Consider the following 17859-nt stretch of genomic DNA (forward strand, 5'->3'; position numbering starts at 1 on the left):
CCGGCGAGTATCTCTCCCGGTCGGTCCGTCTGTGTCGTGCTTGATATTTAGCACAAATAGCGCGCCTTGCATGCATTGCAAGACGCGACACTGTGTCAATTATTCGTTGCCGGCGGATTTGTTGCTGGCACATCTTCGGCAGGCGCCTGCGTGGTCGTCTGTTCCTGCGGTTTTCCAAGGATGCGAGCGCGGATCTGCGGCTCGATATCGTCAGGCAGAACCGCCTCCAGCTTGCCAACCAGCCCGTCGAGGAAGGGCTTGGACTTGGCCTGGGTCACCCATTCCGGCTGCGTCTTCACATCTACCAGCCAGTTCCAGAAGGCGACCGCAACCACTAGAAGCAGGATGCCGCGCGCCGCGCCGAACAGGAATCCGAGCGTACGGTCCAGTGCGCCGATGCGGCTGTCGATGATGAAATCGGCAATACGCGAGGTGATGAAGGAAATCACGATCAGCGAGACGAGGAAAACGACGCCCGCCGAACCGGCAATGGCGATCTTGTCGTCATCGGTATAGTTGCGCGCATACGGCAGCAGGACCGGATAAAGATAATAGGCGGCGGCGACCGAACCGGCCCAGCTCGCAATCGACAGGATTTCGCGGGAAAAACCGCGGACCATCGCGAGAATGGCGGAGAAAAGAACAACGGCGATGACGATGCCGTCGAAAATTGTAATGGGCATATACCAACTCCGGAGGTGCGACGCCCTGTCAGGCGCTGCCTTGCCAATTTTGCGATCCTCTTACACCACTGTTTCCTTTGGCGAAAGGATCAATATTCGTCGTCCTCAACCTGTTTGAACCGGTTGCCGGAGCCGGCGATGCGGGCCACGAGGTCCGGAAGGCTTTCGATTTCCGTCCAGCGCCCCTTGCCGCCTTTCGGCAATTCAGCCGAAGCAGAAGGCAGAAGTGCGGCGGAAAAGCCGAGTTTTTCAGCTTCTTTCAATCGCTGGCCCGTATGCGAGACCGGGCGCACCGCGCCCGACAGGCTGATTTCGCCGAAATAGACGCAATCGGCGGGCAGGGCAAGACCGGCAAGCGAGGAAACCAGCGCAGAAGCAATAGCCATATCGGCGGCCGGCTCGGAAATCCGGTAGCCTCCGGCGACGTTGAGATAGACATCGTGCTGACCGAGCTTCACGCCGCAATGGGCCTCCAGTACCGCGAGAATCATGGCGAGTCGCGACGAATCCCAGCCGACCACCGCGCGGCGCGGTGTGCCGAGCGAGGTTGGCGCGACCAGCGCCTGCACTTCAACGAGCACGGGGCGTGTCCCCTCGATGCCGGCAAAAACCGCAGCGCCCGGTGATTTTTCGTTGCGTTCTCCCAGAAACAGTTCGGATGGATTGGACACTTCCCTGAGGCCGCGATCCGACATTTCGAACACGCCGATTTCATCGGTCGGCCCGAAGCGGTTCTTGACGGTTCGAAGAATGCGGTAATGGTGGCCGCGGTCACCTTCGAAATAAAGGACGGCATCGACCATGTGCTCCACCACGCGCGGGCCAGCGATCTGGCCTTCCTTGGTGACATGGCCGACAAGCACCATGGTCGCGCCCGTCTGCTTGGCGAAACGGATCATCGCCTGCACGCCGGTGCGCACCTGTGTCACCGTGCCGGGGGCGGAATCGGCGATATCGCTCCACAATGTCTGGATGGAATCGATGATGACGAGATCGGGCCGCTTGCCTTCGGAAATCGTCGCCAGAATATCCTCGACATTGGTTTCCGCCGCCAGAAGCACATCGGTTTCCGCAGCCCCCAGACGTTGCGCACGCAGACGCACCTGCGCCACCGCCTCTTCGCCGGAGACATAGATGATGCGATGGCCGCGCCGCGAAAGGGCAGCAGCCGCCTGCATGAGAAGCGTCGATTTGCCGATACCGGGATCCCCACCGATCAGAACGGCGGAACCGCGCACGAAACCGCCGCCGGTCGCCCGATCAAGTTCGCTGATGCCGGTCGGGATGCGGGGGGCTTCTTCGATTTCACCTGATAGTGAGGTGAGCGTCACGGGTCGGCCCTTCTTGGGAGCCTTGCCCGGGCCGGATCCGATGCCGCCCATCGGGTCTTCCTCGACGATGGTATTCCACTCGCCGCAGCCTTCGCATTTTCCCGCCCATCGGCTATGAACCGTGCCGCAGTTCTGGCACACGAATTGAGTCTTGGCTTTGGCCATCTATGTCAGTTTTCTTCTTGTTTGAAATGGTCTGCGGAGATGTCTTGGTGGCCGTGGAGGACGCGCAGGACATACATTTTATCATCATCGACGATGAAATAGATGCATCGCTCGCGATAAGGGAACGCCCGCAAATTCGGCGCGAAGCTCCGAGGAACACCGGTTATACCGTTTCGCGCCAGCGAGATCATCTTGCCGTTGACGTCGTCCAAAAAGCGTCTGGCAGCAAGAGGATTGAATTGGGAGATATAATCATGGTCGGCCAGAAGATCGTTCAGCGCCTGAGCGGTGACCACCAGACGCCTTCGCTTCATTCCGCTCCTCCGCAAGCTTGACAATGTGCGCTGTGAAATCGTCCGCCGTAGAAAACTCCATCACCCGACCAGCCTCGACATCGTCAAGCCCTTCCTGAACCAGCCTTTGAAGCTCTACAAGCTTTCCCTCATCGCTGCCCAGCAAACGAAGTCCAGCAGAAATCACTGCATCCGCATCGCTATAGACGCCAGCTGCCACCTGCTCCTCGATGAACTTCTCGTCCTGCTCGCTCAAATGGATTTCGGGCATTTCGATCTCCTTTTGTTCTCTTTTAACACAGGTCGCGTGAGCTTTCCAAGCGCTAAAGGCGCGTCTCAGTCATCCGCCATCAGATATTGCCGCTCATATCGCAGACCAAGTCCTGTCAACATCTCATAGCCGATCGTTCCTGCCGCCCGTGCAGTCTCGTCTACGGGCACATTGGGACCGAAAAGCTCGACATAGTCTCCGGTTCGAATGGCATTGGCCGGAACATCCGTCACGTCGAAGATGGTAAGGTCCATGGTGACGCGGCCAGCAACCGGCACCTTGTGGCCGTTGACGACACCGTATGCGCCGCCATGACCCATTTCGCGTAGCGGAATGCCGGAACCGGACAGCGAACGCTGGTATCCATCCGCGTAACCGACAGTCGCGATGGCGAGGCGGCTTGCGCGTTTCAGCAGAAAGGTGCCGCCATAACTGACGGTCTGGCCTTCGCCCGCATCGCGGATCTGGATGATGCGCGCTTCGGCTTTGGCGACCGGCCGCATGGGATTTGCAACGTCGTTGACCGCCTCTCCGCCATAGAGCGCTATGCCGGGACGGGTAAGGTCGAAATGATAATCCGGGCCGAGAAAGATACCGGCGGAAGCCGAGAGGCTTGATTCGATACCTTCGAAAGCAGTGCTAACCGTCCGGAATGATTCGAGCTGCGCCCTGTTCATCGGCGAGGAGGGCGTGTCGGCACAGGCGAGATGGGACAGCACCAGAACCGGGTCAAAACTTGCCGGCCGGGTCACGTCGTCGGCCAGAAACAGCGCATCGTCGAGCGGCAGTCCGAGACGGTTGAAGCCGGTGTCCACATGCAGTGCGCAGGGGTGATCACCACGCTCGGCCACCGTCGCCATCCAGAAGGAGAGTTGCTCCTCGGAGGCAAGAACCGGCACCAGATCATTGTCGAAGACCTGCCGTTCCTGGCCCTGCCAGATGCCTGACAGGACGAAGATGCGTGCTTCAGGTGCATAGGAACGCAGGGTCTCACCCTCGGCAACCGTTGCCACGAAGAAGTCGCGCGCGCCGGCATGGTAGAGCGCTGCGCCGCAATCCTCGATGCCGAGGCCATAGGCATCGGCCTTCACGACGGCCGCTGTCCGCGCCTTGCTGGAGCGTCTCCTCATGTCCCGCCAATTATCGGCCAGCGCACCGAGATCGACGGTCAGCCGCAGTGGCGCTTGTTCGAAAGCGTCGGTTTCGGTTTCAGCGAATGTATCCTCGAAGTCGTCTGTCATGCCATGCGTCCGGTTGATTTTGGAACCGACCAGACCCTAGCACTTTTGTTCAAGACGGTAAGGATCGAATGCTCTAAACTTCGCTCATGCACAATGTTTCGCAGGAACAGGCCCTCGATTTCATGCCCGTCGCCACGACGGAAACCACGCGTTTCTGGCGGGACGGACGTTTTGGCGGCATGGAATGCCTGAGTGCTACGTTTCTCACCCATGAATATTCGCCTCACGCCCATGACACGTTTTCGATAGGCGCCATCGAAAGCGGCTCGCAGATTTCCACCATTCAGGGCACCACCGAACAGACGGGGCCGGGGCATCTCTATCTCATCAATCCCGACGAGATTCACGATGGTGCACCAGGCGGCGGCGGTTACCGTTACCGGATGATCTATCCTGACACGGCACTGCTGCGCGATATCATCGAGGATGTGACGGGCAGGGCCTTCCACGGTACGCCGTCATTCCCGAAGTTTCTGCCGCGCGATCCGCAGATGGCGGCCGCCTTTCAGATGGCGCACCGGCGTCTGGAGGAGAAATCCGGTGCCCTCGAGGCGGATGAGGGCATGTTCTCGGTTCTCGCCGCCCTTTTCGGCAGGCATGGCAGCGCCATTATCCTGCCGGTCGAAAAGCGCGAGAAAACGGCGGTTTACACCGCCCGCGACTATCTTTCCGACAATTACGAAACCGATATCGGCCTTGAGGAACTGGCTTCCATTGCCGGTCTCAGCCGCGCACACCTTATCCGTGCTTTCAGGAAAGAGTTCCACATCACCCCGCACGCCTATCTGACCGACGTGCGCATCCGCAGGGCGCGTCGGCTTCTGCGCGCCGGCGAGATGCCGGCCGAGGTGGCGGCGATGTGCGGTTTTGCGGACCAGGCGCATTTCACCCGGCATTTCAAGGCGCGCACCGGCATTACCCCGGGCCAGTTTCGCATGGGGTGATGCCGGCACACGCATTCCTGTGTGACGTCACTTTCGTACAAGACCGGTGGATGTCTTACGCGTAATCGCTCTCCTGAAAGGGAGAAAGCGATGTCGATATGGGACAAAAGGACGGAATTCGTCGCGGGATTACGGGCCGCCGCGCCATTGCTCGTGGCCATGGTGCCGATCGGCGTCGTGTTTGGCGCGGTCGCCATCGGCAAGGGCCTGTCGCCGCTCGAAGCCTCGCTGATGTCGCTGCTGGTCTTCGCCGGCGGCTCGCAATTCGTGGCGATGGACTTATGGACCCATCCGGCTAGCTGGAGCGCGCTCGGCTTTGCGGCGCTGCTCGTCAATCTGCGCCACGTGCTGATGAGCGCTTCCATCGCCGGCAAGCTGGACGATTTCCGGGGCTGGCGGAAATATGCGGCCATGCTGGTGCTGACGGATGAATCCTGGGCGTTGTCGGAGTTTCGTGTCATTGCAAAGAGGCTAACGGCAGGTTTCTTCACCGGCGCTGCATTGTCGATCTATATCGTCTGGAACCTGGCCACCCTCACCGGTGCTTTGCTGGGTTCGGTCATGGGCGACATGTCGGTCATCGGGCTGGATTTCGCCTTTCCCGCCGTGTTTATCGTGCTGCTCATCGGGTTCTGGAAGGGCCGGGAAACCGGCTTGGTGCTTCTGGCAAGCGCTTCCGCCGCCTGTCTCACCCATGCGCTGGTACCCGGAGCCTGGTATATCGCCGCCGGTGCGCTCGCGGGCCTCGCTGTCGCCGCCTTCGGCCATGATGAACAGGCGGAGCAGCCGGCATGACCCTCGACCTCAATACGCTGCTGACGATTCTCGCCATGATGGCGGCAACCGTCGCCACGCGCCTTGGCGGCCTGTTGCTGGTCACTCATTTTACGCTGACACCGCGCCTGAAAAAGGCGCTTGGCGTGGTGCCGCCCGCCGTCCTGATGGCCGTGGTGACGCCGACGGCGCTCGCCAGCGGGCCGGCGGAAACCATCGCCTGCGCAATCACCGCGGTTGCGGCGCTGCGCCTCAGCCTTCTGCCGGCCGCAACGCTCGGTGTTGCTGCCGTGGCGCTGCTGCGTGGAATCGGATTGTGAGAAAAAGCCACAAACGTCTTGAAAGGACTCGAGCCTTGTTTCGGGAACGTGGGAAATAGCCGAGACGGTAAACATACCCTCCCGGCCATTATTGCCGCCTCAATGTTCTTCGTATTGGCTGAAGCTCGGATCGGCCAGGTCCGTAAAGCGGGTGAATTCGGACTGGAAGGCAAGCTTCACGGTGCCGGTCGGTCCGTGACGCTGCTTGGCGATGATGACGTCAGCCGTGCCTTTTACCTTGTCGAACAGCGCTTCCCACTCGGCATATTTCGGATCGGCAGGATCGCGCGGCTCCATGTTCTTGACGTAATATTCCTCGCGGAACACGAACAGCACCACGTCGGCGTCCTGCTCGATGGAACCTGATTCACGCAGGTCGGAAAGCTGCGGGCGCTTGTCTTCGCGGCTTTCCACCGCACGGGAGAGCTGTGACAGCGCGATGATCGGAACATTGAGTTCCTTGCCCAACGCCTTCAGGCCAGTGGTGATCTGGGTGATTTCCTGCACGCGGTTTTCGCCGCTCTTGCCGGAGCCGGTCATCAGCTGAACGTAGTCGACCACCAGAACATCTAGACCGCGCTGGCGCTTCAGGCGGCGGGCGCGCGCGGAAAGCTGGGCAATCGAGATACCACCGGTCTGGTCGATGTAAAGCGGCACCTTCTGCATCATCTGTGAGCAGGCGACGAGTTTTTCGAAATCGGCCTCGGTGATGTCACCGCGACGGATTTTCGACGAGGAAACTTCGGTCTGCTCTGAAATGATACGCGTTGCCAGCTGTTCGGAGGACATTTCGAGCGAGTAGAAACCGACAACGCCGCCATTTTTCGCCTTGAACGAGCCGTCCGGCTGCACTTCCTGCTCATAGGAAGCGGCGATATTGTAGGCGATGTTGGTCGCAAGCGAGGTCTTGCCCATACCCGGACGACCGGCAAGCACGATAAGGTCGGAACGCTGCAAGCCACCCATGCGGGCGTCAAGCGAGTGGATGCCGGTGGAGATGCCGGAGAGGTTTCCGTCGCGCTCGAAGGCCGCGCCCGCCATGTCGATCGCCAGCGCCACCGCGTCGTTGAACGACTGGAAGCCGCCGTCGTAACGGCCGGTTTCCGCCAGTTCGAACAGGCGCCGTTCGGTGTCTTCGATCTGTGCCTGCGGCGGCATGTCGAGCGGCGCGTCATAGGCGATGTTGACGACATCCTCGCCGATCTGGATCAGCGCGCGGCGCAGCGCCAGATCATAGATCGCCCGGCCGTAATCTTCCGCGTTGATGATCGACACGGCTTCTGCCGCCAGACGCGCGAGATACTGCGCCACCGTCAGGTCGCCGATCTTGCCGTCGGCCGGTAGGAAGGTCTTGATCGTCACCGGATTGGCGGTCTTGCCCATGCGGATGATATCGCCTGCCACCTCGAAAATCTTGCGGTGCAGCGGTTCGTAGAGGTGCACGGGCTTCAAGAAGTCCGATACGCGGTAATAGGCGTCGTTATTGACGAGGATGGCGCCGAGCAGCGCCTGTTCGGCCTCGATATTGTTCGGCGCTTCGCGGTAATGCGGTTCCGCCGGTTGCGCGGGGGTGATCTTTCTCACAGCGTCGTTCATGGTTTGCGCGATCTCCCTTTGCCTGTTCTTACACCTCGGGTTTGGCTTTCTGTGCCATTGCAGTCAATGATATTGTTGCAACACTCCATGGCAGGCCGACGTCCGCTGAGCGAAGTCGGATCACATCTTCAGTTGTCCCCAGCAATCCACAGGCGGGATGGGGACAAAGCGGGAAATTTCCCGGCAACGTGATTCGCCGCCATGAGTTTACCGCATGGCAGACCCGGCACGAAAGAAACTTGAAAATCGTCAGCCTTACGAATAAATAGGCAGAAAATAAGTAGTGTACTAATTATAAGGCTTGCTGACATGTCCCGCGAGACCGACAAGGAACAGCTTCTCGATGAAGTTTCCGCTTTCACCCGCAAACTGCGCGCGTTTTTCGATGCGCGGGTAGGGGAAAGCGGGCTGACGCTGGCGCGTGCGCGTGCGCTTTTCGCGCTCTCGCGGCGCGGACCGTTGACGCAGACGGAGCTCGCGGAGGAAATGGAAATCGAGACACCGACACTGGTGCGGGTGCTTGATGGCATGGAGAAGCAGAACCTCATCGAACGCCGATCCGATGAGAACGACCGGCGTGCCAAACGTATTCACATGACGGCGGAGGGCGAAGAAACCTCGCAGACGGTGCAGGAAATGGCAAAGTCGCTGCGTTCGGAAATCGCCGCCGATATCTCCTCGCAGGAGCTGGCAATGGCGCTGGATGTCATGCGGCGGCTTTCGGCCAATCTGCAAAATCTTGCAGCGGGGAGGGCGCAATCGTGAGCACCTCTTTACCGCTAACGGCAGCGTCGGACGCCGCCGAAAAGGACAGGCCCGCCAATGGCCCCACAGAGACGACGGGCCCGGCTCAATCACCGGACGCCGGCGCCGGGAGCGGCACGCAGGCTCCGTCTGCCGCAGCTGCACCTCAGCCGGTGGAGCGGCCATTGTGGCTGCGGCTGTGTTTCATTTTTGCAGGCCTGTCGTTTTTCATTACGCAGGGCCTGGGCATGAACCTCGTCATGGCCAATATCTACCAGCTGCAGGGCGAGTTTTCGGCGACGGTGGCCGAGGTCGCCTGGTTATCCGCTGCCTATATGGCACCCTATGCCACCTTTTCCATCGCCTTGTTCAAGGTGCGCGCGCAATATGGCCTGCGGCCCTTCGCCGAACTTTCGATCATCGCCTTCGTGGTTGCTTCCTGCCTCAACCTCTTCGTGACGGACCTGCATTCGGCCATCGTCATCCGCTTCGTCAGCGGCATGGCCGCCGCGCCGATTTCATCGCTCGGCTTTCTCTATATTCTCGAGGCCTTTCCGCCCGCACGAAAATTCTCGCTGGGATTCAGCATTGCACTGACAGGTACGCTGTTGTCGGCGCCGCTTGCGCGCATGGTGTCACCATCGCTGCTGGCGATCGACGGTTGGAACGCCCTTTATTCGATGGAGGTTGGTTTTGCGCTGATCTCGCTTGCCATGATCTACGTCCTCAAGGTAACACCGCCGCCGCGCGCGAAAGTCATCGAGCGCATGGATATTCTGAGCTATCTGCTGTTTGCGGGCGGTCTCGGTTGCCTTGCAGTCATGCTGACGCTCGGCCGGTTTTACTGGTGGTTCGAAACCTGGTGGCTTGGCGCGCTGCTGGCGACATCCATCGCGCTTCTGACGCTGATGGCATTCATCGAATTGCCGCGTAAGAACCCGTTGCTCGACCTACGCTGGATTTTCTCCAAAACCAACCTGCACGCCATTGCCGTCCTGCTCGTCTACCGGGCGGTCTCGTCGGAACAGTCCTCCACCGCGGTCAGCTTCTATCAGCAGCTTGGCTTGCTCAACGACCAGACCACCATGCTTTATGCCCTCGTGCTGCTTGCCACCATTCTTGGCGGGGCGGCCTGCGCATGGCTGATGTTGACGAAATATGTCGAAACCGCGCATGTCATTGCGCTGACACTGATCGCGGCTGGTTCCTTCATGGACAGCCAGTCGACGAACCTCACCCGCCCCGAACAGATGTATCTCAGCCAGATGATGATCGCCTTCGGTGCGGCCATGTTCCTGCCGCCTGTCATGGCGAAGGGTTTCGGCGCAGCACTCTCCCGGGGTGCGCCTTATCTGGTGAACTTCATCACCATCTTCCTGTTTACGCAGATCACCGGTTCCATGCTGATGACGGGCCTGCTCGGCAGTTTCGTAACGCTGCGGGAGAAATTCCACTCCAATGTGCTGGTGGAGAACATTCTGCTCACCAACCCTCTCGTTGCCCAGCGTGTCTCCCAGCTTTCCGGCGCTTACAGCCATGTCATCACCGATCCGGCATTGCTGAAGGCGGAGGGGTTGTCGCTGCTTGGCCAGCAGGTCAGCCGGGAAGCCTATGTGCTTGCCTATAATGACACGTTCCTGCTCATCTCCGTCGTTTCCGCGCTGGCGCTGGCCGCGCTTTTGATCCACCTCGCATGGTTGCGCATCCGCCCCTTCCTCTTCCGGGAGGACATCGATGCCGCACCGGCCCCCCAGTCTTGAACCTTCCAAGAGTGCCAAAATGTTGAAGAAGTTTTTTACTCCCGTTTCCATTCTCGTGCTGCTCGGCGGTTTCGCCGGTGTTGCGCTCGTGCTTTACGCCTGGCGTCTGCCGCCCTTTCTCTCCACCGTGGAAATGACCGACAACGCCTTCGTGCGCGGTTACGTCACGACCATGAGCCCGCAGGTCAGTGGATATGTCGTGGATGTGCCGGTGAAGGATTATCAGGAGGTGAAGCAGGGTGCTTTGCTGGCGAAGATTGATGACCGTATCTATCGCCAGAAACAGGCGCAGGCGGAAGCAACGCTCGATACGCAAAAGGCGGCTCTCGATAATTCCCGCCAGCAGGAAAATGCAGCCAATGCCCATATTCTTTCCAGCCAGGCCGCGGTCGACAGCGCCGAAGCCTCGCTGAAACAGGCCCAACTGGCATCCGACCGGCAGGATAATCTCATAAAAAGCGGCGTGGGAACTTCCAGCCTTCAGGAAGAAGCCCATGCCGCACTGGAAAAGGCGCGGGCATCGCTCTCGCAGGCGAAAGCCGCCCTTGAGGTTTCACGGCAGGATCTGCAGACCATCATCGTTAACCGCAGTTCGCTGCAGGCTGCGGTCGCAAATGCCGAAGCGGCCGTCGAGCTTGCCCGGATCGACCTCGCCAATACCGAAATCCGTGCGCCCGTGGATGGCAGGCTCGGCGAAATCGGCGTGCGCACTGGCCAATATGTCACCGCCGGCACGCAGCTGATGGCCGTTGTGCCGCACGACGTCTGGGTTATCGCCAATTTCAAGGAAACCCAGCTTGCCGGGATGAAGGTGGGCCAGCCGGTGACGATCTCGGTTGACGCGCTGCATCGCCGCAAGCTGACCGGCCATGTGGAGCGTTTTTCGCCCGCCACCGGTTCGGAATTCGCCGTCATCAAGCCCGACAATGCGACCGGCAATTTCGTGAAGATCGCGCAGCGCCTCGGTGTGCGCATCACCATCGACGCGGATCAGCCGCTGGCGGCAGAACTTTCGCCAGGCATGTCCGTGGTGGTGCATGTGGACAAGAGCAAGGCGCCCGATGGGGCGGAGACGGCGGAGAAGTAGTCGATACGTCTCGTACGCGTGGCTTACCCCCCTCTGCCCTGCCGGGCATCTCCCCCACAAGGAGGGAGATCAGCTAGATGCCTGCTCCTCGCCTAAGCTTCTACGTTAAAGATGGCCGGAAGGTCGCCACGATTCGATCTCCCCCCTTGTGGGGGAGATGCCCGGCAGGGCAGAGGGGGGTGCCCTCCACAAACTCCAACACAACAAACAAAAAACCCCGGATGTCGCCATCCGGGGTTTTCCTTTGACCGTTAGGCCAGATCTTACTCGTCGTCGCCGTCGCGGTCAGCTTCCGGATCGAAGAAGTCTTCCGGACGCAGCGCGTCTTCGTCAACGCCGTAGATGGCGTCAGCGGAGGTGAGGCTTTCGCCCTTGGCCTGACGCTCTGCTTCTTCAGCCGAACGGGCAACGTTCAGCTCGACCTGCAGCTCGACTTCGGCGTGCAGGTGCAGGGTAACGTTGTGCAGGCCGATGGTCTTGATCGGCGTGTTCAGCTCCACCTGGTTGCGGCCGATGTTGAAGCCTTCGGCAGCCAGGATTTCAACGACGTCGCGGGCAGCAACAGAACCGTACAGCTGACCGGTTTCGCCAGCCGAACGGACAACGATGAAGGACTTGCCTTCGAGTGCTTCGGCAACCTTCTGGGCTTCCGACTTGCGCTCGAGGTTACGAGCTTCGAGCGTTGCGCGCTCGGTTTCGAAACGGGTCTTGTTGGCGGCGTTGGCGCGCAGCGCCTTGCCCTGCGGCAGCAGGAAGTTACGGGCATAGCCGTCGCGAACCTTGACGGTTTCGCCCATCTGGCCGAGCTTGTTGATGCGTTCGAGAAGAATAACGTCCATCTTCTTGATCCTTTCTATGGTTTGGTTTCGTTCGTAGTGTCGGTTTTCCGCGCCGGCGTCAGGGAGATCGTGCTGCGCACGTCGCTGAGGCCGAACACGAGAATGATGAACAGCGGAAAGACAAAGACCGCCGAGAGATATGCGAGAATGAGGACCGGCAGGCGCCAGTCCTTGCCGCGGGCGCGCTTGTGCAGCGAGGCATAACCCGCCATCAGGAAGCCCGCGCCAAATGTGCCGCAGATGACCGCGCCGATCATGGCCGCCACGCCGCCAAGGAACATGGCGAGAATGCCGGCCAGGAAAATGAAGATCGCGTTGCGATGCATGCGCAGTGCCGAGGGAATGTCCTCACGCGGGCGCAGGCCCTTGCCGAAAGAGCCGACCAGCCGGGTCGCGAAATAATAGGCCCCAAACAGAAGGATGACCCAGAGACCACCCTGAACAATGGGAAGCATCAGCACCAGCAGCGATTTCGTCTGGGCGAGCGCTTCGGCATTGGGCTCGAACAGCGGTTCGCGGTTCTGCACCGAGGTCATCATGATATCGACCATGCGCGCGACCAGATCAGGACCGTAACCGATCATCCAGCCAAGAATGACGACGGCGACCGAAACCAGAATGCACAGGTGCAGCACGATACCGGAGAGCGGATACCAGGCAAGCAGATCATCCGGGCCGCCGATTTCGGAAGCCGGGCGCGCCAGATTGGCGAGATGCGAAAGCCAGCCCGCCGGGATCAGCGTGAAGATCGCGATGGTCAGCGCAAACAGCGGCGACATGACCAGCGCACCGATGATGGCGGTGGTGATGATGGCGACGATGGCGGCGCGATTACCCCAGCCCATGCCTGCGATCAGGATCGGCATGGCGGAACCGGCATAGAGCAGGAAGGAAAAGGACGACTGTGCCGTTGCGCCAAGCGTTAAAAACGCGGCGCATATGCCGGCGAGAACGCCGGAGATCAGCACTGTCTGGTTCAACTTTTGCACTTCGCTGTCCTGCTGAAACTAAGCAGTTAGAGGATCGCTCGTGAGAGCCTCATCCCCAACATGGGATTTAGAGTATCGATCCGCGCCCAACGCGGAAGGATCTGGAAAAGCGAGGCCGCGCTAAACGCAGCCCCGCTTCAATTCATTACGCTACAACGTAGGGCAGCAGGCCGAGGAAACGGGCGCGCTTGATCGCCTGGGCGAGTTCGCGCTGCTTCTTCTGGGAAACGGCCGTGATGCGGGAAGGAACGATCTTGCCGCGCTCGGAAATGTAGCGCTGCAGGAGACGTACGTCCTTGTAGTCGATCTTCGGAGCGTTGGCGCCGGAGAAGGGGCACGTCTTGCGACGGCGGTGGAACGGGCGGCGTGCCTGGGAAGAGGATGCGTCAGCCATTGGTCAATTCTCCTTATGCACGGTCTTCGCGCGGACGGCGCGGACGGTCTTCGCGGGGACCACGATCTTCACGCGGGCCACGGTCCGGACGGTCGCCATCGCGGCGCGGACGGTCGTCACGGTCGCGCTTCTGCATCATCGCGGACGGGCCTTCTTCGTGGGCTTCGACGGCGATGGTCATGTAGCGAAGAACGTCTTCGTTAATGCGCATCTGACGCTCGACTTCATGGATGGCGGCCGCCGGTGCGTCGATGTCCATGAGAGCGTAGTGAGCCTTGCGGTTCTTCTTGATGCGGTAGGTGAGGGACTTCAGACCCCAGTTCTCGATGCGTCCGACTTTGCCGCCGAACGATTCGATAACGCCCTTGTACTGCTCGACAAGTGCGTCGACCTGCTGGGCAGAAATATCCTGCCGGGCAAGGAAGATGTGTTCGTAAAGAGCCATTTAAGCTTTGCCTTTCTTGCGTTTCGTCCTTCACCCGGCAACGGCGCTAAGCCTCAACGACTGCTCCTGAAAAGGCGTGAGCCTTAAAGCAAGAAAAGCGTTGTTCGAGACGGTCGAGAGCGGAGACACGGGAGGCCGGAAAAACCTTATGGTTCCTGCTGTTCCGTCACCGGAACCAGCCCTCCGTTCAGCCACCAGCCAATTGGACCGGGTGTTGTGAACAGCGCGCTTATACGGATTTTTGCCCGGAATGCAAGGGCAGAGGCGAAAAAGCGCGCCGTTCGATCATCAGATCGGCATTGGATATTGCCGGTGAATGGCTGCGATTCCCTTCAGCACGTCCTCGGAAAGAGTGACATCCGCTGCCGCGATATCAACCTTCAGCTGTTCCATCGTGGTGGCGCCGATGATGACGGAGGCCATGAAGGGGCGCGTCAGGCAGAAGGCAATGGCGAGTTTTGCGGGGTCGATACCATGCGCGGCGGCAAGCTCCAGATAGGCCTTGACCGGTGCTTCCTGAAGCGGCTGCAGGCGGCCACCGAGATCCTTGTTGATGGTTCCGCGTGAACCGGCGGGACGGGCGCCGTTCTGGTATTTGCCGGTCAGCAGCCCTGCCGCCAGCGGCGAATAGGCGAGCAGGCCGACATCTTCATGGTGGGCAACTTCCGCCATGTCCAGATCGAAGCTGCGATAGAGCAGATTATATTCGTTCTGGATCGTGGCGACTCGCGGCAGGCCCTTGGCTTCGGCGATGTCGATATATTTCTGCGTGCCCCAGGCGCTTTCGTTGGAAAGGCCAATGGCGCGGATTTTTCCGGCCTTTACCAGTTCGCCGAGCGTTTCCAGCTTTTCGGTGATTTCGGCAAGCGTGCGCGCCGTGTCCTGACCGGAAGCGTCAAAGCTCCATGCGCCGCGGAAATGATAGGTGCCGCGATTCGGCCAGTGGATTTGGTAGAGGTCTATATAGTCGGTCTTCAGGCGCTGGAGGCTGGTATCGACAGCCTCACGGATTGCGGCTGCGTCGATATCGCGACCGCCACGAATGTAATCGCGTCCTGAGCCGGCAACCTTGGTCGCGAGCACGACCTGATCGCGCTTTCCGGTCTTTTCAAACCACGAGCCGATATAATCTTCCGTCCGGCCCTGGGTCTCCGCGGAAACGGGCGTGGTGGGGTAAAGCTCTGCCGTATCGAAGAAATTCACACCGTTTTCGACGGCGTAATCCATCTGCGCATGCGCTTCGGCTTCGGTATTCTGTGTGCCCCATGTCATGGTGCCGAGGCAGATTTCAGACACGGAAATATCCGTGCGGCCCAATAGTCTCTGTTTCATGGAAATGTCCCGGTGCTTGGCCAGATAGTTTGGAAGGTGGTGTGAAAGTAATGGGGAATTGCCGCAGTGCAAGAAAAAATATGATGAAAAGAAAGGGGAAAACAGCACGACAAAACCCCTCACACCGGGCCGGCAGGCGGCCTCAAGCCTTGACTTCGCTGGTGGGAATGTGAATGGAAGTCGACAAGAATAAAGGCAAGGCCAGACAAGAAGGACGACATCCCATGGGTATTGCATTCACATTTCCCGGTCAGGGAAGCCAGGCTGTTGGCATGGGCAAGGAGCTGGCGGATACCTATCCGGAAGCACGCGCCGTGTTTCAGGAAGTCGACGAAGCGCTCGACCAGAAGCTTTCCGACATCATGTGGAACGGCCCTGAAGAGACGCTGACGCTGACGGCCAATGCCCAGCCGGCCCTCATGGCCGTCTCCATGGCGGTCATGCGCGTTCTTGAGGCGCGTGGATTAAAACTGTCCGATACTGTTTCTTATGTCGCGGGCCACTCCCTCGGCGAATATTCGGCGCTCTGTGCCGCCGGTACTTTCTCGGTTGCCGATACCGCCCGTCTTCTGCGCATCCGCGGCAATGCCATGCAGGCCGCCGTGCCGGTGGGTGAGGGCGCGATGGCCGCAATCATCGGGCTTGAGCACGATGCCGTTTCCGGCATTTGCGATGAGGCCGGCATTCTCGGCGTGTGCCAGATCGCCAACGACAATGGCGGTGGCCAGCTGGTTATATCAGGCAGCAAGGCGGCTGTCGAAAAGGCAGCGACAATCGCTTCCGAAAAGGGCGCCAAGCGCGCCATCATGCTGCCGGTCTCCGCTCCCTTCCACTCCGCGCTGATGGCGCCGGCGGCGGAAGCCATGCGCGAGGCGCTGGCCAAAGTCGAAAAGCACAATCCGGTCGTTCCTGTCATCGCCAATGTGCGTGCCGCCCCCGTTTCCGACGCCAATGAGATCGCCGGCCTGCTGGTCGAGCAGGTGACGGGCCAGGTGCGCTGGCGTGAGACGGTGGAATGGTTTGCCGCCAACAACGTGACCCAGCTTTACGAAATCGGTTCCGGCAAGGTGCTGACGGGCCTTGCCCGCCGTATCGACAAGACGGTGAATGGCGTTGCCGTCAACGGTGCTGCCGATATCGATCAGCTTCTCGCCACGCTTATCGGCTGAGGCGGGATTTCTCCCGCAGCCGCATTCCTCAGGGCGCAACAACGCTCAACATTTTCAGTCCGAAGCTCTAAAGAAGGAATAGGACATGTTTGATCTGACAGGCCGCAAGGCCCTCGTAACCGGCGCGACCGGCGGCATTGGCGAAGAAATCGCCCGCCTTCTGCACAAACAGGGCGCAACTGTCGGCCTGCACGGCACCCGCGTTGAAAAGCTTGAGGCGCTGGCGACGGAACTTGGCGACCGCGTCAAGATTTTCCCGGCCAACCTTGCCGACCGCGCTGAAGTCAAAGCGCTCGGTGAAAAGGCTGAAGCCGAGCTGGAAGGCGTCGATATCCTCGTCAACAACGCCGGCATCACCAAGGATGGCCTGTTCGTTCGCATGAGCGACGAGGATTGGGATAACGTCATCGAAGTGAACCTGACGGCGATGTTCCGCCTGACGCGCGAGCTGACGCATCCGATGATGCGCCGCCGTTTTGGCCGCATCATCAACATCACCTCCATCGTCGGCGTTACCGGCAATCCCGGCCAGGCGAACTATTGCGCCTCCAAGGCCGGCATGATCGGCTTTTCCAAGTCGCTGGCGCAGGAAATCGCCACCCGCAACGTTACCGTCAACTGCGTAGCCCCGGGCTTCATCGAAAGCGCGATGACCGGCAAGCTCAACGACAAGCAGAAAGACGCCATCATGGGCGCCATTCCCATGAAGCGCATGGGCACGGGTGCCGAAGTCGCCTCTGCCGTGCTTTATCTCGCTTCCAACGAAGCGGCCTACATGACCGGCCAGACCCTGCACGTCAACGGCGGCATGGCGATGATCTGACGGCACGTAAGTCCGTCATGAAAAGGATTGCGGCGCTGTTTAAGCACCCTCTTGGGTAGCTGGCGCCGCAAGGCCCCGCTGACCGGTTTTCGGCGAAATTGCCTGTCATACGCTGTGCTTAGCGCGTTTTCAGGCTTTTCGACCGATTGAAACCATGTTAAGCGGGCCAAGACTGTGAACAGTCGTCCCGGAGAGACAGGAAGCCGTTGCGATTTTGCGTGACGATGTCTAGCTTGGACCGGGTTGAACGGGTTTGCCCGCAGTGCCGGATTTGAACGGCGCATGAGGGCTTCTAACAGGGCAGGGTGCCGCGAGGCATTCCCTTCAAAATAAAGGTCGAGGAAACCGACATGAGCGATATCGCAGAACGCGTAAAGAAAATTGTAATTGATCATCTTGGCGTTGACGCCGACAAGGTTGTTGAAGGCGCCAGCTTCATTGACGATCTGGGCGCTGATTCGCTCGATACCGTTGAACTGGTCATGGCTTTCGAAGAAGAATTCGGCGTTGAAATTCCCGACGACGCTGCGGATTCGATCCTGACCGTCGGCGACGCTGTCAAGTTCATCGAGAAGGCCCAGGCCTGATCGACCCGCATGGGGAGGTGCAATATCCTCCCGTCTTGGCCCGGCTTGTCCGGGCCAATGTTTTATCGGCCG

General features: G+C 59.8%; 20 protein-coding genes. 9 read left to right on the forward strand and 11 right to left on the reverse strand.

Translation table 11 applies throughout. The features are described from left to right. Nucleotides 1-95: 95 nt before the first annotated feature. The 5 genes from BTN45_RS03760 to alr all read right to left on the reverse strand — a co-directional run bounded on the left by BTN45_RS03760 (nucleotide 96) and on the right by alr (nucleotide 3984). Nucleotides 96-683 (reverse strand): CvpA family protein, encoded by a 588-nt coding sequence (locus tag BTN45_RS03760; RefSeq protein WP_004441017.1) that lies wholly within the window; start codon nucleotides 681-683, stop codon nucleotides 96-98. Between the two features lie 89 nt (nucleotides 684-772). Further along, nucleotides 773-2179, reverse strand: coding sequence for a DNA repair protein RadA (gene radA, locus BTN45_RS03765; RefSeq protein WP_207589006.1), 1407 nt, complete (start codon nucleotides 2177-2179; stop codon nucleotides 773-775). Nucleotides 2180-2184: 5 nt separating this feature from the next. Then, complete coding sequence (locus BTN45_RS03770) at nucleotides 2185-2475, reverse strand: type II toxin-antitoxin system RelE/ParE family toxin (RefSeq protein ID WP_207589008.1); 291 nt, start codon at nucleotides 2473-2475, stop codon at nucleotides 2185-2187. Continuing rightward, nucleotides 2432-2743 (reverse strand): type II toxin-antitoxin system ParD family antitoxin, encoded by a 312-nt coding sequence (locus tag BTN45_RS03775; protein ID WP_207589010.1) that lies wholly within the window; start codon nucleotides 2741-2743, stop codon nucleotides 2432-2434. The genes BTN45_RS03770 and BTN45_RS03775 overlap by 44 nt, the downstream gene beginning before the upstream one ends. Nucleotides 2744-2808: 65 nt before the next feature. Beyond that, nucleotides 2809-3984 carry an alanine racemase gene (gene alr, locus BTN45_RS03780; RefSeq protein WP_207589012.1) on the reverse strand — a complete coding sequence of 392 codons (1176 nt, stop codon included), beginning with the start codon at nucleotides 3982-3984 and terminating at the stop codon, nucleotides 2809-2811. 86 nt (nucleotides 3985-4070) lie between these two features. Here alr and BTN45_RS03785 point away from each other — a divergent pair, with 86 nt between their 5' ends. The 3 genes from BTN45_RS03785 (at nucleotide 4071) to BTN45_RS03795 (ending at nucleotide 6022) form a co-directional block, all read left to right on the forward strand. Next, entirely contained in the window at nucleotides 4071-4928 is an 858-nt protein-coding gene (locus BTN45_RS03785; RefSeq protein WP_162699464.1) for an AraC family transcriptional regulator, read from the forward strand. A gap of 90 nt (nucleotides 4929-5018) precedes the next feature. After that, nucleotides 5019-5723, forward strand: a complete 705-nt coding sequence (locus BTN45_RS03790; protein ID WP_207589014.1) for an AzlC family ABC transporter permease — start codon at nucleotides 5019-5021, stop codon at nucleotides 5721-5723. Continuing rightward, nucleotides 5720-6022, forward strand: a complete 303-nt coding sequence (locus BTN45_RS03795) for an AzlD family protein (protein ID WP_207589016.1) — start codon at nucleotides 5720-5722, stop codon at nucleotides 6020-6022. Before BTN45_RS03790 ends, BTN45_RS03795 begins: the two co-directional genes overlap by 4 nt. A 99-nt stretch (nucleotides 6023-6121) precedes the next feature. On the opposite strand, the gene BTN45_RS03800 is transcribed toward BTN45_RS03795, so the two are convergent. Next, complete coding sequence (locus tag BTN45_RS03800; RefSeq protein ID WP_207589019.1) at nucleotides 6122-7618, reverse strand: replicative DNA helicase; 1497 nt, start codon at nucleotides 7616-7618, stop codon at nucleotides 6122-6124. Nucleotides 7619-7927: 309 nt separating this feature from the next. Between BTN45_RS03800 and BTN45_RS03805 the strand changes: the two genes are divergently transcribed. From BTN45_RS03805 to BTN45_RS03815, 3 genes are read left to right on the forward strand one after another with little or no spacing between them, the layout of a single operon-like run. Beyond that, nucleotides 7928-8383, forward strand: a complete 456-nt coding sequence (locus tag BTN45_RS03805; RefSeq protein WP_004441032.1) for a MarR family transcriptional regulator — start codon at nucleotides 7928-7930, stop codon at nucleotides 8381-8383. Further along, nucleotides 8380-10122, forward strand: coding sequence for an MFS transporter (locus BTN45_RS03810; RefSeq protein ID WP_207589021.1), 1743 nt, complete (start codon nucleotides 8380-8382; stop codon nucleotides 10120-10122). The genes BTN45_RS03805 and BTN45_RS03810 overlap by 4 nt, the downstream gene beginning before the upstream one ends. A 19-nt stretch (nucleotides 10123-10141) precedes the next feature. After that, nucleotides 10142-11209: an HlyD family secretion protein gene (locus tag BTN45_RS03815; RefSeq protein ID WP_207589023.1), complete on the forward strand. Its 1068-nt coding sequence runs from the start codon at nucleotides 10142-10144 to the stop codon at nucleotides 11207-11209. 263 nt (nucleotides 11210-11472) lie between these two features. On the opposite strand, the gene rplI is transcribed toward BTN45_RS03815, so the two are convergent. The 5 genes from rplI to BTN45_RS03840 all read right to left on the reverse strand — a co-directional run bounded on the left by rplI (nucleotide 11473) and on the right by BTN45_RS03840 (nucleotide 15208). Continuing rightward, a complete protein-coding gene (rplI, locus tag BTN45_RS03820) occupies nucleotides 11473-12048 on the reverse strand; it encodes a 50S ribosomal protein L9 (RefSeq protein ID WP_004441037.1) in 576 nt (191 codons plus the stop codon). Between the two features lie 14 nt (nucleotides 12049-12062). Continuing rightward, nucleotides 12063-13037, reverse strand: coding sequence for a membrane protein (locus BTN45_RS03825; RefSeq protein WP_037088951.1), 975 nt, complete (start codon nucleotides 13035-13037; stop codon nucleotides 12063-12065). Nucleotides 13038-13182: 145 nt separating this feature from the next. Further along, nucleotides 13183-13431 carry a 30S ribosomal protein S18 gene (rpsR, locus tag BTN45_RS03830; protein WP_003502063.1) on the reverse strand — a complete coding sequence of 83 codons (249 nt, stop codon included), beginning with the start codon at nucleotides 13429-13431 and terminating at the stop codon, nucleotides 13183-13185. Nucleotides 13432-13444: 13 nt separating this feature from the next. Further along, nucleotides 13445-13876, reverse strand: coding sequence for a 30S ribosomal protein S6 (gene rpsF, locus BTN45_RS03835; protein WP_004441041.1), 432 nt, complete (start codon nucleotides 13874-13876; stop codon nucleotides 13445-13447). Between the two features lie 288 nt (nucleotides 13877-14164). Next, nucleotides 14165-15208: an aldo/keto reductase gene (locus BTN45_RS03840; protein ID WP_072494254.1), complete on the reverse strand. Its 1044-nt coding sequence runs from the start codon at nucleotides 15206-15208 to the stop codon at nucleotides 14165-14167. 224 nt (nucleotides 15209-15432) lie between these two features. On the opposite strand from BTN45_RS03840, the gene fabD reads away from it, so the two are divergent. The 3 genes from fabD to BTN45_RS03855 all read left to right on the forward strand — a co-directional run bounded on the left by fabD (nucleotide 15433) and on the right by BTN45_RS03855 (nucleotide 17787). Beyond that, complete coding sequence (gene fabD, locus BTN45_RS03845; RefSeq protein WP_207589025.1) at nucleotides 15433-16377, forward strand: ACP S-malonyltransferase; 945 nt, start codon at nucleotides 15433-15435, stop codon at nucleotides 16375-16377. A gap of 85 nt (nucleotides 16378-16462) precedes the next feature. Then, complete coding sequence (gene fabG, locus BTN45_RS03850; RefSeq protein ID WP_037088954.1) at nucleotides 16463-17200, forward strand: 3-oxoacyl-[acyl-carrier-protein] reductase; 738 nt, start codon at nucleotides 16463-16465, stop codon at nucleotides 17198-17200. 350 nt (nucleotides 17201-17550) lie between these two features. Beyond that, nucleotides 17551-17787: an acyl carrier protein gene (locus tag BTN45_RS03855; protein ID WP_003502080.1), complete on the forward strand. Its 237-nt coding sequence runs from the start codon at nucleotides 17551-17553 to the stop codon at nucleotides 17785-17787. The last annotated feature ends 72 nt before the right edge of the window (nucleotides 17788-17859 follow it).

Source organism: Rhizobium sp. ZX09 (assembly GCF_017357485.1).
In the GTDB taxonomy this organism is placed as follows: Bacteria; Pseudomonadota; Alphaproteobacteria; order Rhizobiales; family Rhizobiaceae; genus Agrobacterium; species Agrobacterium pusense.

Bases quoted from the DNA above. Each gene is read 5' to 3' on its own strand.
- BTN45_RS03760 (WP_004441017.1), bottom strand. From the start codon at position 683: ATGCCCATTACAATTTTCGACGGCATCGTCATCGCCGTTGTTCTTTTC.
- radA (WP_207589006.1), bottom strand. From the start codon at position 2,179: ATGGCCAAAGCCAAGACTCAATTCGTGTGCCAGAACTGCGGCACGGTT.
- BTN45_RS03775 (WP_207589010.1), bottom strand. From the start codon at position 2,743: ATGCCCGAAATCCATTTGAGCGAGCAGGACGAGAAGTTCATCGAGGAG.
- alr (WP_207589012.1), bottom strand. From the start codon at position 3,984: ATGACAGACGACTTCGAGGATACATTCGCTGAAACCGAAACCGACGCT.
- BTN45_RS03785 (WP_162699464.1), top strand. From the start codon at position 4,071: ATGCACAATGTTTCGCAGGAACAGGCCCTCGATTTCATGCCCGTCGCC.
- BTN45_RS03790 (WP_207589014.1), top strand. From the start codon at position 5,019: ATGTCGATATGGGACAAAAGGACGGAATTCGTCGCGGGATTACGGGCC.
- BTN45_RS03795 (WP_207589016.1), top strand. From the start codon at position 5,720: ATGACCCTCGACCTCAATACGCTGCTGACGATTCTCGCCATGATGGCG.
- BTN45_RS03800 (WP_207589019.1), bottom strand. From the start codon at position 7,618: ATGAACGACGCTGTGAGAAAGATCACCCCCGCGCAACCGGCGGAACCG.
- BTN45_RS03805 (WP_004441032.1), top strand. From the start codon at position 7,928: ATGTCCCGCGAGACCGACAAGGAACAGCTTCTCGATGAAGTTTCCGCT.
- BTN45_RS03815 (WP_207589023.1), top strand. From the start codon at position 10,142: ATGTTGAAGAAGTTTTTTACTCCCGTTTCCATTCTCGTGCTGCTCGGC.
- rplI (WP_004441037.1), bottom strand. From the start codon at position 12,048: ATGGACGTTATTCTTCTCGAACGCATCAACAAGCTCGGCCAGATGGGC.
- rpsR (WP_003502063.1), bottom strand. From the start codon at position 13,431: ATGGCTGACGCATCCTCTTCCCAGGCACGCCGCCCGTTCCACCGCCGT.
- rpsF (WP_004441041.1), bottom strand. From the start codon at position 13,876: ATGGCTCTTTACGAACACATCTTCCTTGCCCGGCAGGATATTTCTGCC.
- BTN45_RS03840 (WP_072494254.1), bottom strand. From the start codon at position 15,208: ATGAAACAGAGACTATTGGGCCGCACGGATATTTCCGTGTCTGAAATC.
- fabD (WP_207589025.1), top strand. From the start codon at position 15,433: ATGGGTATTGCATTCACATTTCCCGGTCAGGGAAGCCAGGCTGTTGGC.
- fabG (WP_037088954.1), top strand. From the start codon at position 16,463: ATGTTTGATCTGACAGGCCGCAAGGCCCTCGTAACCGGCGCGACCGGC.
- BTN45_RS03855 (WP_003502080.1), top strand. From the start codon at position 17,551: ATGAGCGATATCGCAGAACGCGTAAAGAAAATTGTAATTGATCATCTT.